Below are 15,918 nucleotides of genomic sequence, written 5' to 3'. Positions count from 1 at the left end.
CCTCGCAACTTAATACGTTGTACTATCGCTTCTACCTTATTTGGTCTTTCGACCAGCGTCAAGGCGCCGTGCCAATTCCAACGCCCGATCAAGATCATCCTGTGATAGAGCTGGCTTCTCGCTTGAAGGCTGCACGATCGGAATGACCGGCTTCTGAGACTTGGCATAACGGCTGTTGTTCGTTCGCGGCCTGCCGCCCTTGCCATTAGCAGGTGCTCCGCCTTGTTCACGTTCGTGCTTCTCTGAAGCTACTTGAGCCTGTGTGCGAATATATTGTACAGCTTCCTCGTAGGTCTTAACCTGCTTGAGCAGCATATTCGATACGATCTGTTCTACAAAATTGCGGTTGAGTCGCTGATTCGAGCCTTGTGCCAGCAGCATCATTAAATAATGTATGAGGACATTGATCACTTCGTCCGGCATCTTGTAGTTCAGATCCATCTTCGTAAACATATCCATGAAGGAATCCGGAACCGCTCCTGGGAAAAACCTCTCCAACATTCTCGTATACGGCGTGTTGCGCAGCATCATATTGTATTGGTGAATATCGCATTTGCCCGAGAATTGAGGAGGTACCTCCAGATAGAACTCCATCTGCACGGCTATTTCTGGTTCATCGTCCTTCTTAGCTCCAGCGGTGTTCTCATTCTGCACTCTAGTCTGAATCTTCTGCTGTTCTCGTTCTCTCCATTCATCACGTCGCTTATTCTGTCTGAAATGCAGATGCGCGCGACTCTGAAGCTCGTCCAGCAGCAGCTTGCCGTCCGCAGCATCAAAGACGCCGTCTTCATCAAGGAGGCGGCACAATTCCTGCGGCGTCAGCTCAAACTTATTCGAGACATGGTTCAGGATCGCCATGCCTTCCCTGTCATAACGCAAACGTTCCACGTAAGCACGATTATAAGAATACTTCGGAAAACGAGTAATGATATCAGCGTAATTCAACGCATTCGCTGAAGCATCTTCCGCTGCCAGCTTCGTGCGTTTGTGCGGAGCGACCTCTTGCAGCGCTTGCTCCAGCTCATAATCAATAACTTGCGTGTTCAGCCTGAACAATTCATAGAACGGCACCGAGATGTTCTCTCGATTAACGGAGTCCGCATCATACGGCACAGGCTCCTTCGTTATAAATTGCTCGCGCAGCTCCAGCACGGCATATTTGCCCACTTTATCTCTCAGCAGCAGTGTTAAGTGCTGCGTATCGAAGAACTCGCTCGGCTTAAGCGGCGTTTGGAGCTCATACTCGAACATGTAATCGTCCGCCTCAGGCTGCATAATTCGCGAGGTCTGCAGGAGACCTACCGCCTCCAGCTTGGACGTCTGCTCGATAAAGTAGGTTCGCCCCTTCTCGCTTGGTTCCAAGCCAAGCAGCAGAAACAGCTTGCGCTGTGAATCCATACCAGAGAAGCCTATAACATCAGAAGGTATATGCTGATAGAGAAGGCGGTACAAACCAATAGCGAATGCCCCAACCATCGGTTGGTAGACATGGGAGAGCATCTTCTGATCCAGCTCGCTCATGCAGAAATCTCGATATACGGTATAACGATGATGCTCCGTAAAATAAAACAAATTCGACATCCGCACCAGCTTGTCGACTCCCCTTTCAATTAATAGTATAGTGCACTTATTGTAACATAAAGAGGGCATATTCGTCCGACAAAATGGTGGTAAACCGTCGAATATGCCCTAATGCTGTCAGCTTATCATTTAATTATTATACAATCGCCGAAGTTCCTCGTTCAATGCTTTAGCCTCAGCAATCGTCTGTGTATCCGTCAATATATCTTCCGGTCTAGAGCCGCGACCGATGATCCATCCTTCGAAGCTCATGCCCATGAAGTCAAAGATGTGGCGGAACTGCTGAATGAGCGCAAGGCCCGTCATCTTTGCCTTCGGTCCGCCTACAACGACGACATAGGCCTTCTTGCCTCTCATCCGCTCCTTGAACTGCATCGACTCAACTCGCAAATATTGTGTCCAATAATCAATAAACAGCTTCATATGGCTGGACATTCCATACCAATACAACGGAGTCGCGAATACAATCGTGTCATGCTCCATCATCGCAAACATTAACTTGGACAAGTCATCTTCCTCTTGCGGAAACCCGTTAGGATCGTGACGCTTGTCTATGAACGGCTCCATATGATATTCACGCAGGCGAATTGTTTCCTTGTCTATGCCTTCGAGCAGAAGCTCTGCCAACTTCTCTGTGTTGCCGCCATCTCGGGCGCTTCCTTGTATAACAAACATGCCGCAACTCCTCCTAAGCCTGTCGCCAACTGCTGCATTCTTCACTAGCCCTCTATAACATTCCTTAGACTTCGAGTGAATAGATAGCTGTTATGTTCCATACATGTTCCACGATTGAGGTTTAGTGTTGCCTTGAACTGATTATTTTATTGGCGAGAGCCTAGCCAAATCGCTCCGCTCTTTCCTTGGCCATCGAACGGAATTGAAGCTCCAGCTCTTCCTTCTCTTCGTCTGACATGCCGGGCTGGGACAGCCTAGCCAACAGCGCGGTCCAAGCCAGCTCGAAGCTGAGCCGATCGATATCGCTGATCGGCGAGGCCGCCGGAGCTTCATCTCGCTCGGCGCTGCCCTTCCGCGGCGGGGAATCGGTATCGATCGAACCGAACACCGCCTTCGCGCCGCTCATATCCAAGCGGTGCGTCGCGATCTTCTCGACAAACACACGGTCATGCGACACGAACAAGAGCGTGCCTGGATAATCGCGCAGCAGCTCCTCCAGCCGTTCGCGAGCATGAATATCGAGGTAGTTGGTCGGCTCGTCAAGGACGAGTACATTCGCTTCGCTGAGCAGCAAGCGTATGAGGAGCACCTTTACCCGTTCTCCGCCGCTCAGCAGACCGACTGGCTTGAGGGCCATGTCCCCAGCCAGGTTCAAGCGCGCCAAGGCGGTGCGGATCAGGTGCTCCGGGTACTTGCTCGCCAGTTTCACGTTCTCGACTGCGCTTCGCTCGGACACAAGCTCCTGCAGCTGCTGATCGTAGTATCCGAGCCGGGCCCGCGGCGCGGTCTTCACTCTGCCACTGACCTCGATGCCCGCTTCATCGGGCCATATCGCGGACACGGCTCCGCCTTCCGCGATGGACCGTGCAGCGGCATCCAGCAGCACGCGCAGCAGCGTCGACTTGCCGCAGCCGTTCGGGCCTGTCACCGCTATGCGCATGCCTGGGCGCAGGCGGAAGGCCGCCGGCTCGGTCAGCACCTTGCCGCCGCTCACGGCCATGCCTAGCGCTTCGCATTCCAGCAGCACCTTGCTCCGCACCTGCTCATGGAGCGCGACGTCGAATCGAACGACCGGCTCCTCATAAGGCCGCTCCAGCTTCGGAAGCTGCTCGATGCGGGACTGAATCGAGCCCGCCACGCGATCCATCTTCGCCTGCTTGCGGCTGAAGTGAGGCTTGGCGATCCGAATCTCCTTGCTGTTCAATGACTTCGTGTTCGGCTTCTTCATCATGCCGCGCGCCTGCTCACGCTTATCCGCAAGCGTCTCCGTCAAGCGCTGCCGCTCTTCCTCCACTTGCTCGTAGGCGCGGCTTCGCTCCTTGAACAAGCGCTCCTTCTCCTCCTGATACGCTCGGTATGCGCCGGGACGCGCTGCTGTGTATACCTTCAGCTTGCCATTTTCCACTTCCCATATCTTCGTACACAATTGATCCAGCGTCGCGCGGTCATGCGAGATGATAAGCACCAATCCGCGATGCTTCAGCACAAGGCGCTCCAATTCTTCCATACCATCAATATCCAGATGGCTCGTCGGCTCATCCAGCAGCAGAATATCTGGACTGCTTCTCAGCGCTTCGCGCAGCTTATGCTTCGTCCATTCCCCTCCACTTAGGTTTACAAGAGAGGAGTCATGCAGCTCCGAACGGTCATCCCATTGTTTTACCAGCACTGCGCTTCCATTCAACAGCACCTCTCCGCGCTCGGATTCCGCTGTTCCCGCCAGCACGTGCAACAGCGATGATTTGCCCGCTCCGTTCGTTCCGACAATGCCGATGCATTCCCCTTCATAACAAGTCATCGTCTCTGGTATATCCACGATTAGCCGATCCGCGTGGCTAATGCGCAATTGTCTCATTTCCAACATCCATCTAGTCATAAAAAAACCTCCCCGGGTCATCTAGTCCCAGAGAGGATCGTCTGTTGTTCCAACTTACACATATGTACTCCTGTGCAAACATCCAAGCCCTGCTCATCAGCAGCGAACATTCGCTAACTAATAACATAACGGCAGCAGACAATATGATCTCATCATGAAACCATACAACCATGAAGATCATACCTTACAGCCAGCACTATGAATGGTTCAGGACTGCACTCAGCGCATATCTGAAAATAGACAGACTAATCCTCTCTTAACGTTCACATCATTTACATGGCGCGTATCATACGCGTTCTGTTGTGTCGTCATCGATTGGATTAATTGCGCATCGGCAGAGTACCTTGCCTTTCATCAGGATAGTGGATGTTTCAACAATAGTATATGCTACATTTCGCTTATCGGTCAAACTCTCCATATAATATCCATGCTCAAGCCATTCATTACATCTTGTTAGAACATCTTAAACCCGCGCTTGCGCAAGGTGTTGATCGCCATTCCGCTAACGAGCGTTCCCATCAAGCCTGCCAGTCCTGTCAAATAATCAAACAAACCATATCCGATCAGGTTCTCAGCAAATGACTCAGCGTTATCCCACATCATATATACCGCTAACGGGACAAAGACGACAACAAAGAGTCCGACTGGAAACCAGGTCGTTTTCATGAGCATATTCAAGATAAAGCCAATGCCGAACATCATAACGAAAAATAGCACCATTAATATAAGCGCCATAATTAAGCCTTCCATAACAACCTGTCCCCTTCCTGCGTGTAACGCCCCTCACCGCGGACCTCATGAATCCCGTTGTTCTTAATTACGAATGACCATACATAATTCTCATAATTTACCTGTAATAATATTCTAAGTTTACTTGCCGCTAACGGAAAAATCAACGAACATTCAGTGACATTTCTCATATCGAGTTGCTCCACACTCTATAAATAGGCTACAATGTGGACATTGAACATGGTACAAAATTATCGTGATAACTGGAGGCTCGCCTTTATGAATGAAGCGGCTTTAACCCTCGAAGGTTGGTATGCCCTGCATGATTTCCGCTCCATAAACTGGGCTATGTGGAATAAGGCTGACAGCGAAGAGCGTGCGCACGCACTTGATGAACTCCATTCGCTGTGGGAATCATGGAGTCAAAAAGAACAAGATAATCAAGGTTCAACTGCTGTTTACTCGATCCTTGGACAGAAAGCGGATTTCGTTATGTTCCATCTCCGCGAAAGTCTTGAGGAATTGAACATGCTCGAGAACGAATTCAATAAATCATTATTTGCTCAATATACTATTCCGACATACTCCTATGTCAGCGTCGTGGAATTGAGCAATTACTTGGCTAAGCCAGGCTCAGATGTAGACCCTATGCAGATTCCAGAAGTAGTTGCTCGCCTGAAGCCGATCCTGCCTAAGTCCAAGCATATCTGCTTCTATCCGATGAATAAGAAGCGAGACCTGCAGGATAACTGGTATATGCTGTCCATGGAGGAACGCCGCGAGATGATGCGCAGTCACGGCATGATTGGACGAGGCTACGCCGGCAAGGTCAAGCAGATCATTACCGGCTCTGTTGGCTTTGACGATTGGGAATGGGGCGTGACCTTGTTCAGTGACGATCCGCTTCAGTTCAAGAAGCTTGTGTATGAGATGCGCTTCGATGAAGTTAGCGCTCGTTTCGGAGAATTCGGCTCCTTCTTTGTCGGCAATCGCCTAACTCCTAGTGACATTGCTGTAATGCTCAAATAATAAGCATCCATGCATTCAAGCTTCCGTATACCGCACCGCAATTGGCTTCGGAAGCCCAAATATAATAAGCCGGCTTAGCACCGTTAGGCGCCAAGCCGGCTTATTTATGTCAATCCTCATCCTCGTCCTGTTGTAAGGAAGCCAAGTATTCAGCAGTCATTCGATCTCGTTCACGACCCTTATCCTTTAAACGTTCAATTGCAGGCTGAATAAGGATATCAACTTCCTTCTGAAGGGTATATGATAAATCATATCGATTCTGCGACTCTAAGTAAGATCCAACTTCCATTAATGCGTTGTATCGATCAAGCTCATCTCGCGTCAACAAACCTCTTACCTGTACACTGCAATGTCTCATAGTTACAGGATCTTACCTTTGCGAAGAGCTAATGGTACCCCGCCAATGATGAGCAGCCAACGCACGTCGATTACCTTTTTCAATTGCGCGGCCCAGAAGCCTTTTAGCTTCTTATTGCCAACAACCCCTATTGCCTCACCCTTACCAAGAGATGCGACTGTACCTTTATTCTGGAAGGTAAATTTCTTCAAAGGTTGATTGCGAATCGAGGAAACGATATTGCTTGCGGCAACAGGGCCTTGCTGCATCGCCATTTGCGCAGTCGGCGGGAACGGACGCTCATTCTCTGGATTAATCATCAAGGAGTTGTCTCCGATGATGTACACATTGTCATGTCCAGGAGCACGCAAGAACTCATCGACCTTCACGCGCGAGCGCATCGCTTCTATGCCCGCTTGATCGATCAGACGGCTTCCGCGAACACCGCCTGTCCAGATAACCGTACCGGCCTTAACGAATTCCTCAGGAAGCTGAACACCTTCTGGCGTGCATTCCTTGATCGCAGTGCCGATCTTGAACGTAACACCTTTCTTCTTCAGCACGTTCATCGCATACTCTACCAGCTCAGGATCGAAGCCTGGAAGCGCAGTTGGTGCTGCTTCTACATTATATATCTTCACAAGTGATGGATCGACGCCATGCGTGCGACACAGTTGAGGAATACGATCAGACAGTTCGCCGACAAACTCGATACCTGTGAAGCCTGCACCGCCTACCACGAAAGTAAGATACTCTGGTCGAGGATCTTGCTTATACATCGTAAACTGATTCTCGATGTGCTCGCGAATCATCTTTACCGAATTGATGCTGCGAATGCTGAGTGAGTTCTCAACCATCCCTGGAACACCAAAGGTTTCTGTTTCTCCGCCGACAGCAATGATCAGATAATCAAAGGATAGTGTTCCATCTTCCAGAATGATCTTTTTATCCTGAAGACGAATCTCTTTGACCGTTGACTTCACGAAGTCGATCTTGAATTCATCGATAAGCTTAGAAATCGAAACGTGCGCATTCTCCACAGTGTCCGTTCCCGCTGCAGGCATGTGCAAGTGGGTAGTGAAATAGTGGTATTCATGTTTATTGACCAATGTTACATCCGCTTCATTGTAATTAAGCTCTTTCTGTAGACGCTGTGCCGCCATGATACCGCCGTATCCGGCACCTAAGATGACGATCTTCGGGATGTTGCTCATGTCGTATTCTACTCCTTCCACATCTGTGTCCATATCTGTTATATGATCTGCCGTCATTGATCATCCGAACATTCGCTGACAGTTGTTGACAAATATATGACAACTAACCTATATTTAACTGCAATCATAGCCATTTCATATGTAAAATACAAGCTAAATTTTGCACACATAACCAAACTGTGTGATTAATCCGAATTCTTTTAGGCATTCCTCCAAATATTAGAAACCTACTATTTTTCCCAGTCTAATGATTGCATGAACCCCCCTCTGTAAAGTGTCTTTTCCTTATGTTGCACAGTATAAAATCGTATTATAAATGAAAGATTCGCAAATATTTGGATATTTTAAACATATCCCATGTTTCCTTTTGATTCTCGTAACGTTTATAATGGTAATTGTGCTAAAGTATCCACATTATGATACCTTATTCACAACACCATTTGGAGGTGCTTCGCATGTCTACTACAACCGAGACACAACAAAACGTTGTTGATATTTTGATTATTGGCGGCGGACCAGCAGGTATGTTTGCTGCCTTTTACGGCGGAATGCGTCAAGCATCTGTACGTTTGATCGAAAGCATGCCGCAGCTTGGCGGACAGTTATCTGCGTTATATCCCGAGAAGCATATATATGACGTAGCTGGATTCCCTAAAGTTACCGCACAAGAGCTCGTTAACAACCTGTCTCGTCAGATGGAATTGTTCGAATCCGATATTCATCTTGAAGAGAAAGTGCTTAATGTCAAGAAATTGGATGAGCGTCTGTTTGAAGTGACTACGGATAAGGGAGTTCATCATTCTCGAGCCGTTATCCTAACAGCTGGGGTCGGCGCCTTCGAACCACGCCGTCTAGAAACTCCTGAAGCAGCGAAGTTTGAGAAGACGAACCTGCATTATTTCATCAATGATCTGCAGCAGTTCAAAGGCCAGAAGGTACTCATTACCGGAGGCGGCGATTCTGCTGTTGACTGGGCGCTTATGCTCGAACCGATTGCTGAGCAGGTTACGCTTATTCATCGTCGTGACAAATTCCGGGCTCATGAGCACAGCGTTGAGCTGCTGATGAATTCGAAGGTACAAGTTATCACACCGACTGAAATCACGCAGTTGTACGGCGAAGATCGCATTAACCGTGTAACGATTACAGATGTAAAAACTTCGGAAACCCATGATATCGAGATCGATGCACTTATCGTGAACTTCGGATTTGTGTCATCTCTTGGACCGATTGCAGAGTGGGGCTTGGAGATTGAAGGTAATTCGATCGTGGTGGATTCCCGTATGGAAACGAATATTCCAGGGATCTTCGCAGCTGGAGATGTTACCACTTATCCAGGCAAAGTAAAGCTGATAGCTGTCGGGTTCGGTGAGGCTCCTACGGCCATCAACAACGCCAAAGTCTACATTGATCCAAATGCCAGACTGTCCCCAGGACATAGCAGCAATATGAAGATGTAGCCTCGAGCGCGTATCGTTGTTCTCGAAATAAAATAAATTACAATAATAAGGGTACCCTACTCCATATCATCTATGTACTGGAGGAGGATACCCTTGTTTCATGTTTGTCCACTATGCAACGGCATGATCAATCCGGACTTCACATGCCCAAACTGCTCGAACCCTGCCATTGATTGTGGTAAACGGAATGATTTTGCCGGTCCATATGCTCCATATGAAGAAGAAAGCGACATGTCGAATGAAACATATACCGACATTCAACCTTCATTAATGAACATATTCCGTTCTAATGAAGAACATTGTCTGCATATACTGTATTGCGAACAGTGCGGTACCATCACCTGGATCGATGGCTGCAGTTCTTCGATTACAGGCTGATATTTCGCGTGAATGGCAGTTTTCTGTCGAAATGTTCAACCTGTATGCCACTGATTTGTTTCGATTGAACGAAGGCGGCGTCTATTCATTTCCACAAGTAACATGGTAATAAAATCTTCGTCCAAATTGAGCTGAACGGCTTGATGATACGATTCTGTCAGCAACTCATCAGAAAGCAACGCCATCTCAACCACAACCTTTACTTTATTTTCCTTATTGATTACCATCTTATCATGATGAAAACAAATAGAACATCCAGCCCTTATCCACACCATATTGTGGGTAATATGTGTATATATTGTTGGCAAGTGTCGATTTTATTGATTTATCACTAGGGATAATGTGGATATATTTATCCACAACTCACCAAGCAATCTCTTCAATAAGTAACTTTAATCAACTAGACTATAACAATAACAGGAATCTATCATATCTGAGCGATGAAGAGATAGAGTTGGTTGCTAGCTTATGTTCTATTGAGGTCTCGTATTCACTTCAAAAATCCAGATCCTGCCGCCCCCATCAAGTCCATAATCAAAGCCCAACTGTCCTATGCCAGGATATTTCGTTTCCAGAATGGACGTGCATATGCGAGATACATGCCGCATCTCACTCATCTTCGATCTAACACTTCTACCAGACAACGATAATCGAAGCCCATATGCCGCTTTCACCATCGTGCCGCCGCGGCACAGATTCGTCACGAACAGTCCTTTTCTCGCAATTCGACCAACCAACGCTCGAAATACCCAATGCCCGTTCATCTTCACGATCTTAACCCGATAATCAATCGGACGACCGTCGATGGTTGCTAATCGAACGCCTCGCTGGATAAGATAGGATCTCTTCTTCTTGACTGTTATCAATGATCGAACCATTTCATCAAAGCTGCCAAATGAACGTGTCTTCGCCATATAAGTATATTGATACTGGGAACCATCCTTCGCTACTCTTATAACACCCGCTCCACCGCCGCCTACTACCGGCTTAATGACCACGAAATCATAGAGATTCAGCATCTGATGCAGATTCGATGTGTTAAACATCCGTGTCGCGGGAACGTAGCTTGCAACACGGCTATCTGACAATAGGGCTTCCGTCTTCAGCCATTTACTGGCTAGCTGTCTGCCATCCACGCGTTCATCCCCTTTCGCCAATGTACTTTATACATACTCGCCTCAACTCCTATATTCTTGTATGATTGTCCAAGGCAAATGCCCTAAATTTAGTTGTTCATCGCCTCTATCCACTTTACGCGCCTCCAAATTTTCACATTATACAACTTTCATTTCCAACATAAGGATGGTATCTTAGACGTTGAAGCTACTAGGGTTCATTGAAATGGGGAGTCGTTAAGGGGGAGCAGTATGGATATTGCAGCCGTATATGAAGTATTGTATTGGGTCGCCATCGTTGCGATGGCATTGATTCTCGTATTGGTGAATGGAGCCATCTTAGTCTTAAGCTTCCGCTTTATAAAGCAGCGCCGAAGGCTGTTGGGAGCAGGGGCTTTCCTATTTTCCGCATTTTGCTTTTATCTCATCGTGCTCATGTTGGATAAGACATTTTTGTGAAGCACCACAGCCTTGAGTTGCCGTATCAACGGATGACTCGAGGTTTTTTATTTGATGCTTTTTCTATATACTATTGTTGATTCCTCGACTACACGTTCATAACTGATTTTTGATTAGCCAGATTTATCATTTGAGAAATGCATGGAATCGTTCATACTAAGTAACGAACAGTAACGCGGAAAGACAGTTAGGAGGATATATATCTATATGAAAATTCGTGTACTCATTGTCGACGATGATCACAACATCTTGTCCCTGCTCCGACTCGTGCTAGAATCTGAGCAATATGATGTCACGCAGGCTACCGACGGCTTAGCAGCATCTGCTTTATTAGAAGAGAACACGTTTCATATTGCCATCGTTGATGTGATGATGCCAGGCAAGAATGGCCATCAGCTATGCGCCGAGATTCGCGAGCTTTATGATATTCCGGTTATACTGCTTACCGCTCTAGGCGAAATAGAAGATAAGGAAGCTGGCTACGCGGCAGGCACAGATGATTATCTCGTGAAGCCGTTTGAACCTAAAGAGCTGTTGTTCCGCATGAAAGCTCTGTTGCGACGTTATCAGCTCGTGTCTGATATGTACATCCATTTTCCACATACGGTAATCGACCGGTCCGGCTATACGGTTACGATAGATGATCAGCTGCTGATGCTGCCTCGCAAGGAATTCGAGCTGCTGGTGCAGTTGGCAAGCTTTCCAGGCCGTATCTATACACGAGATCAACTGCTCGATTGGGTGTGGGGAACCGATTTCGAAGGCGACAACCGCACGATCGATGTTCATATTAAACGTTTGCGAGAGCGGCTCCATCCTTTGACGGATGACTTTCGCATCGTCACGATCCGTGGACTTGGTTATAAGTTGGAGGTTGTATAAAGATGAAGTCCCTATATTCGCGCATTGTGCTCTTTTCCATCTTCATCGTGTGCCTTAGCTTCATTCTCGGCCTATTCATTGCCAATCTCGTATATAATCGAGGCATCAAAGCTGAATACGAACAGAAGATGGAGGTCGTCGTTGCTTCTATTGAAGGACTTACCCCAATTGTTGATCAGAAGGACGAGCTGTTAGAGCCGTTTCTGACCCATCTGTCAGGACTTGGCTATCAGATCTATCTGGTGGATGATTCAGGCAATGGACAAATGTTCGGCCGTGCCTTCAAGACTATGGATCTGCAGCCAGAGCAAGTAGAAGCTGTGCTGTCCGGTCAACGATACAAAGGTCTGGCGGTTCAGCCATCCGGCTGGCTCGTACCGACGTTGTTCGAGAATCGCCTTTCTATGTCAGAGGGGTTTCCATTTGAATGGAACGGCACTACCTACGCTTTATTCGTCCGTCCCGATATGGTGCAGCAGTTAAATGAAGTTCGCATCATGCTTGCGGTTCTGTTCACGGCCACTTTCTTCATCAGCTTGGTGTTGATCGCCATTAAGACTCGCTATATCGTAAGACCATTAAAGCGGCTGACGATCGCAACCGATAATCTAGAGAAGGGGCATTACGAAGTTAGTCTAGATACCGCTCGCGGTGACGAGATCGGTGAACTAGCACGCCGCTTTACACGCATGACCCATACGCTCAAGCAAGTGGATAAGATGCGCAAGCAGTTTGTCGCGAATGTGTCGCACGAGATTCAATCGCCATTGACGACGATTCACGGCCTTGCCGAACAGCTTCGCGATCGTCCGCTTCCTCCGGAGCAGGAGAAGAAGTACTTGCACATCATAGCAGAAGAAAGCGACCGTTTGTCCGCTCTCAGCCGCCAATTGCTCACATTAGCCGCATTGGAGCGAGGTACTGAAACGTTGAAACGCAATTCATTCCGGGTAGACGAACAGCTTCGCGAGGTGCTCATTCGTATGGAACCCGAGTGGTCCGCGAAAGAGATTGAGCTTGATATCGAGCTATCTGAGTCTGTCATTGCAGGCGATGCCGGACTTCTCTATCAGGTATGGAACAATCTAATCGGCAATGCGATCAAATTCACGGCATCCGGAGGTCGAATTCATGTATCATGCAAGAGAATCGAGTTCGGAGGCGTAACGGTCAAGATTACGGATAACGGACCCGGTATACCTGAGGATGACATTCCGTTCATATTCGACCGTTTTTACAAATCTGATAGCGGCGCAGGCCGCAATCGAAACGGAACCGGTCTCGGCTTATCGATTGCCAAGCGTATCGTTGAGCTGCATGAAGGCGATATCCACGTAAACAGCTCAGTTGGCAAAGGAACAGAATTTACCGTCAAGCTTCCATAGTTTCCAGAGCTATGTAATGATCTGTTCATATTGCGTTCATCTTGATGAACTACACTTCAGATATTCCAATATGTCGGGAGTGTTGCTTTACCATGAAGTTCTTGAATTCGATCGCTAACATGGCGGCATCACGCAAGCGGGCATGGACAGTAATAGCCGCATGGCTCGTAATTGTCATCCTGCTTAGCGCGGTGGCTCCTGCTTCTAAGCCATATGCAGTAACGACTGGAGAAGGATCGGCATTCAACCCCGCGCTTGCTGAGCAAGCACAGGATCTGATGCGAGCCGCCTATCCTAATGAAGAAGGCACCACCGCTCTATATGTGTTCCATCGCGAGGGCGGATTGACGGAACAGGATCTGGCAGGCATTATAGAATGGAGCGAATGGCTCGCTTCTGATGAACGACCGTCGCAAGTCGTTTCATCTGTGCCTTATCACCAACTACCGCCGCAAGTTCAGGAAAGCATGCTGTCCGAAGACCATTCCACTCTACTCTTCAGCCTCAGCCTTACCAAAGGTCTGGATACGAAGGTAATGGGCAAAGTATTAGACGGCATCAAGGATGAAGCAGTTAGCCACGTGCCAGCAGGTCTCGAGCTTAATGTAACTGGCCCAGCTGGAATCGCAGCGGATACTTCACGCCTGTTCGCGAATGCGGACTTCGTGTTGATGGCTGCGACTGTTGTACTTATACTCGTGATGCTCATTGTCATCTATCGATCACCGCTGTTGGCTATCCTGCCGCTATTGATCGCAGGAATTGTATATCAGGCGGTAGATCGCACCATCGGCTTGTTGGGAGAGCAGGGCCTCATGACGGTTGACCGTTCGGCGATGTCGATCATGCTCGTCCTTCTATTCGCAGTATTAACCGATTACTCTTTGTTCATATTTTCACGATTCCGTGAAGAGCTCCGACATCACGAGTCACCGTTCCATGCCATGCAAGCGGCCGTTCGCGGTGTAGCGGAAGCCATTATGTTCAGTGGCGGAACTGTACTATTCGCCATGCTGGCGTTATTCGGAGCTGTGTTTAATCCTTACCACGCGTTCGCCAGTGTATTCTCGATCGCGATCGTCTGGATGCTGCTCGCTGGGCTCACATTAATCCCAGCCGTATTCGCTGTAGCAGGCCGAGTAAGCTTCTGGCCGTTCACAGCTCGAGTTCGCTTCGTACCTGAGAAAGATGGCGCGGAAGGCCGCGCGGAGAGTCATGGAATCTGGACGAAGCTAAGCCATGTCATCGGGAAGCGGCCGCGCACATTGTCCGCGATCCTACTCATTATACTAATGGGATTCACTGTATTCAGCTCCCAGATTCAATATTCCTATAATCTGCTGCATTCCTTCCCGGATACGATGAGCGCTCGTCAAGGCTTCGATCAGCTCGCTGAATCGTTTCCACCTGGAGAGCTGGCTCCTGTTACCGTACTGCTAGAGACGACAGCAGATAAGAAAGGGAAAGACGAGAAGCAGCTCTTGAAGCTGGAAGAGCAGATCAACAAGTGGGATCAGGTCGAGAGCTTCACTTGGAAACGAACCAAAGGCAACCCTGCCGAGCAAAAGCTAGCTTGGTCAGAAGATCAGCCTGTGCTTGCAGGTGAGCTTGTTCTAACTGATGACCCGTACAGCGTCGAGTCGATATCAGCGTTGACCAAGTGGCGAGACAACGCGACCAGCATCATTCAAGGCGCTGGCTTGTCCGTGAATGACTACAGCCTGCACTTTGCGGGTCAAACTGCTGATCAAGCTGATGTGAAACAGATGAATGCTCGCGATACGATCTATCTGTTCGCTGTTATTACAGCTGCGCTGCTTGTGATGTTAACTGTACTGACCCGTTCGATCTGGACATCCATCATGATGACAGGTACTATGCTTCTGTCATTCGGCACGACGCTCGGCGTTGGCTGGCTCTTCTTCCATAATGTGCTCGGACTAGATGCTATCAGCTATCGACTACCGGTATACACCTTCTTATTCATGGTTGCACTCGGCGTCGACTATAGCATCATGATGGTCACTCGCATTCGTGAAGAAGCTCGCGTATATCCATGGCGAGAAGCCGTTGAGCACGGCGTTGCGAAGACAGGCGGCGTTATCTCATCAGCCGGTATTATCTTAGCCGCAACTTTCGGTGTATTGATCACGCAGCCATTGCAGGAGCTCATGCTGTTCGGCGGAATGATGGTATTCGGCATCCTGCTCGATACTTTCATCATTCGGGGTATACTGCTCCCATCCTTATTCATTGGTTACGACAAGCTGTTCCGTCCATCACCAAGACGCGAAGCAGCATCTAAATCATCAACTACTACACTTTAGGAGGGCACTACATTATGAAAAAACTTTATTATTCATCATTTTTCTATGCTGTTCTAGGTCTTATCGCTGGTTTATTCTACCGAGAAGTTACGAAGCACAGCGACTTTACAGGCGACACGATTCTCCGCGGTCTTCACACGCATATTCTCGTGCTTGGCTTCATCTTCTTCCTTATCGTGCTGATCTTAGGCAAGCTGTTCCAAGTACATGAAGAGAAGTCGTTTAACATCTGGTTCATCGTATACAACCTCGGCTTGGTAATTACACTCGGAGCCATGACAACGCGTGGCATGCTGCAAATAAATGGCGAAGATCTCAGCTTCCTGCCGCATATCGCAGGACTTGGTCACACCATTCTCGGCTTAGCTATTGGCTGGCTCATGATCCTTCTTGGAAAACGCGTAAAATAGCAACTAATTAAACAAAACGAAGCAACATGATGAAAGGGGCTCACTCTAAAGTAGTTCTTCT

Annotated in this window: 16 protein-coding genes; 8 read left to right on the top strand and 8 right to left on the bottom strand. The window is 48.1% G+C overall.

Annotated elements, in window-relative coordinates:
* Positions 1-36: 36 nt before the first annotated feature.
* The 4 genes from AC3WTP_RS06465 to AC3WTP_RS06450 all read right to left on the bottom strand — a co-directional run bounded on the left by AC3WTP_RS06465 (position 37) and on the right by AC3WTP_RS06450 (position 4,882).
* Positions 37-1,587 (bottom strand): DnaD domain protein, encoded by a 1,551-nt coding sequence (locus AC3WTP_RS06465; protein ID WP_492393771.1) that lies wholly within the window; start codon positions 1,585-1,587, stop codon positions 37-39.
* Between the two features lie 123 nt (positions 1,588-1,710).
* The gene (locus AC3WTP_RS06460) at positions 1,711-2,256 is read right to left on the bottom strand and encodes a flavodoxin family protein (protein WP_492393770.1); all 546 of its coding nucleotides are present in this window, start codon (positions 2,254-2,256) and stop codon (positions 1,711-1,713) included.
* Positions 2,257-2,416: 160 nt separating this feature from the next.
* Positions 2,417-4,132: an ABC-F family ATP-binding cassette domain-containing protein gene (locus tag AC3WTP_RS06455; RefSeq protein ID WP_492393769.1), complete on the bottom strand. Its 1,716-nt coding sequence runs from the start codon at positions 4,130-4,132 to the stop codon at positions 2,417-2,419.
* Between the two features lie 453 nt (positions 4,133-4,585).
* A complete protein-coding gene (locus AC3WTP_RS06450; RefSeq protein WP_492393768.1) occupies positions 4,586-4,882 on the bottom strand; it encodes a YuiB family protein in 297 nt (98 codons plus the stop codon).
* 258 nt (positions 4,883-5,140) lie between these two features.
* Here AC3WTP_RS06450 and hemQ point away from each other — a divergent pair, with 258 nt between their 5' ends.
* Positions 5,141-5,890 (top strand): hydrogen peroxide-dependent heme synthase, encoded by a 750-nt coding sequence (hemQ, locus tag AC3WTP_RS06445; protein ID WP_492393767.1) that lies wholly within the window; start codon positions 5,141-5,143, stop codon positions 5,888-5,890.
* Between the two features lie 109 nt (positions 5,891-5,999).
* Here hemQ and AC3WTP_RS06440 read toward each other — a convergent pair whose 3' ends face one another.
* Together AC3WTP_RS06440 and AC3WTP_RS06435 are read right to left on the bottom strand one after the other, a co-directional pair.
* The gene (locus tag AC3WTP_RS06440) at positions 6,000-6,248 is read right to left on the bottom strand and encodes a hypothetical protein (protein ID WP_492393766.1); all 249 of its coding nucleotides are present in this window, start codon (positions 6,246-6,248) and stop codon (positions 6,000-6,002) included.
* 2 nt (positions 6,249-6,250) lie between these two features.
* A complete protein-coding gene (locus AC3WTP_RS06435) occupies positions 6,251-7,441 on the bottom strand; it encodes an NAD(P)/FAD-dependent oxidoreductase (RefSeq protein WP_492393966.1) in 1,191 nt (396 codons plus the stop codon).
* 455 nt (positions 7,442-7,896) lie between these two features.
* On the opposite strand from AC3WTP_RS06435, the gene AC3WTP_RS06430 reads away from it, so the two are divergent.
* Positions 7,897-8,901 (top strand): NAD(P)/FAD-dependent oxidoreductase, encoded by a 1,005-nt coding sequence (locus AC3WTP_RS06430; RefSeq protein WP_492393765.1) that lies wholly within the window; start codon positions 7,897-7,899, stop codon positions 8,899-8,901.
* 93 nt (positions 8,902-8,994) lie between these two features.
* Positions 8,995-9,279: a hypothetical protein gene (locus AC3WTP_RS06425; protein ID WP_492393764.1), complete on the top strand. Its 285-nt coding sequence runs from the start codon at positions 8,995-8,997 to the stop codon at positions 9,277-9,279.
* Between the two features lie 35 nt (positions 9,280-9,314).
* On the opposite strand, the gene AC3WTP_RS06420 is transcribed toward AC3WTP_RS06425, so the two are convergent.
* Positions 9,315-9,464, bottom strand: a complete 150-nt coding sequence (locus AC3WTP_RS06420; RefSeq protein WP_492393763.1) for a sporulation histidine kinase inhibitor Sda — start codon at positions 9,462-9,464, stop codon at positions 9,315-9,317.
* A 288-nt stretch (positions 9,465-9,752) separates the two neighbouring features.
* Entirely contained in the window at positions 9,753-10,415 is a 663-nt protein-coding gene (locus AC3WTP_RS06415; protein WP_492393762.1) for a YheC/YheD family protein, read from the bottom strand.
* A 231-nt stretch (positions 10,416-10,646) separates the two neighbouring features.
* Here AC3WTP_RS06415 and AC3WTP_RS06410 point away from each other — a divergent pair, with 231 nt between their 5' ends.
* From AC3WTP_RS06410 to AC3WTP_RS06390, 5 genes are all read left to right on the top strand, one after another.
* Positions 10,647-10,853, top strand: coding sequence for a hypothetical protein (locus AC3WTP_RS06410; protein ID WP_492393761.1), 207 nt, complete (start codon positions 10,647-10,649; stop codon positions 10,851-10,853).
* A 207-nt stretch (positions 10,854-11,060) separates the two neighbouring features.
* Positions 11,061-11,735 carry a response regulator transcription factor gene (locus AC3WTP_RS06405; RefSeq protein ID WP_492393760.1) on the top strand — a complete coding sequence of 225 codons (675 nt, stop codon included), beginning with the start codon at positions 11,061-11,063 and terminating at the stop codon, positions 11,733-11,735.
* A gap of 2 nt (positions 11,736-11,737) precedes the next feature.
* Entirely contained in the window at positions 11,738-13,120 is a 1,383-nt protein-coding gene (locus tag AC3WTP_RS06400) for a sensor histidine kinase (RefSeq protein ID WP_492393759.1), read from the top strand.
* Positions 13,121-13,212: 92 nt separating this feature from the next.
* Positions 13,213-15,447: an MMPL family transporter gene (locus AC3WTP_RS06395; RefSeq protein ID WP_492393758.1), complete on the top strand. Its 2,235-nt coding sequence runs from the start codon at positions 13,213-13,215 to the stop codon at positions 15,445-15,447.
* Between the two features lie 14 nt (positions 15,448-15,461).
* On the top strand, positions 15,462-15,857 hold the full coding sequence (locus tag AC3WTP_RS06390; protein ID WP_492393757.1) for a DUF2871 domain-containing protein: 396 nt from the start codon (positions 15,462-15,464) through the stop codon (positions 15,855-15,857).
* Positions 15,858-15,918 lie beyond the last annotated feature (61 nt).

Source organism: Paenibacillus sp. EB106-04-04-XG159 (assembly GCF_058791835.1).
This window is presented reverse-complemented; position numbering and strand designations above follow the sequence as displayed.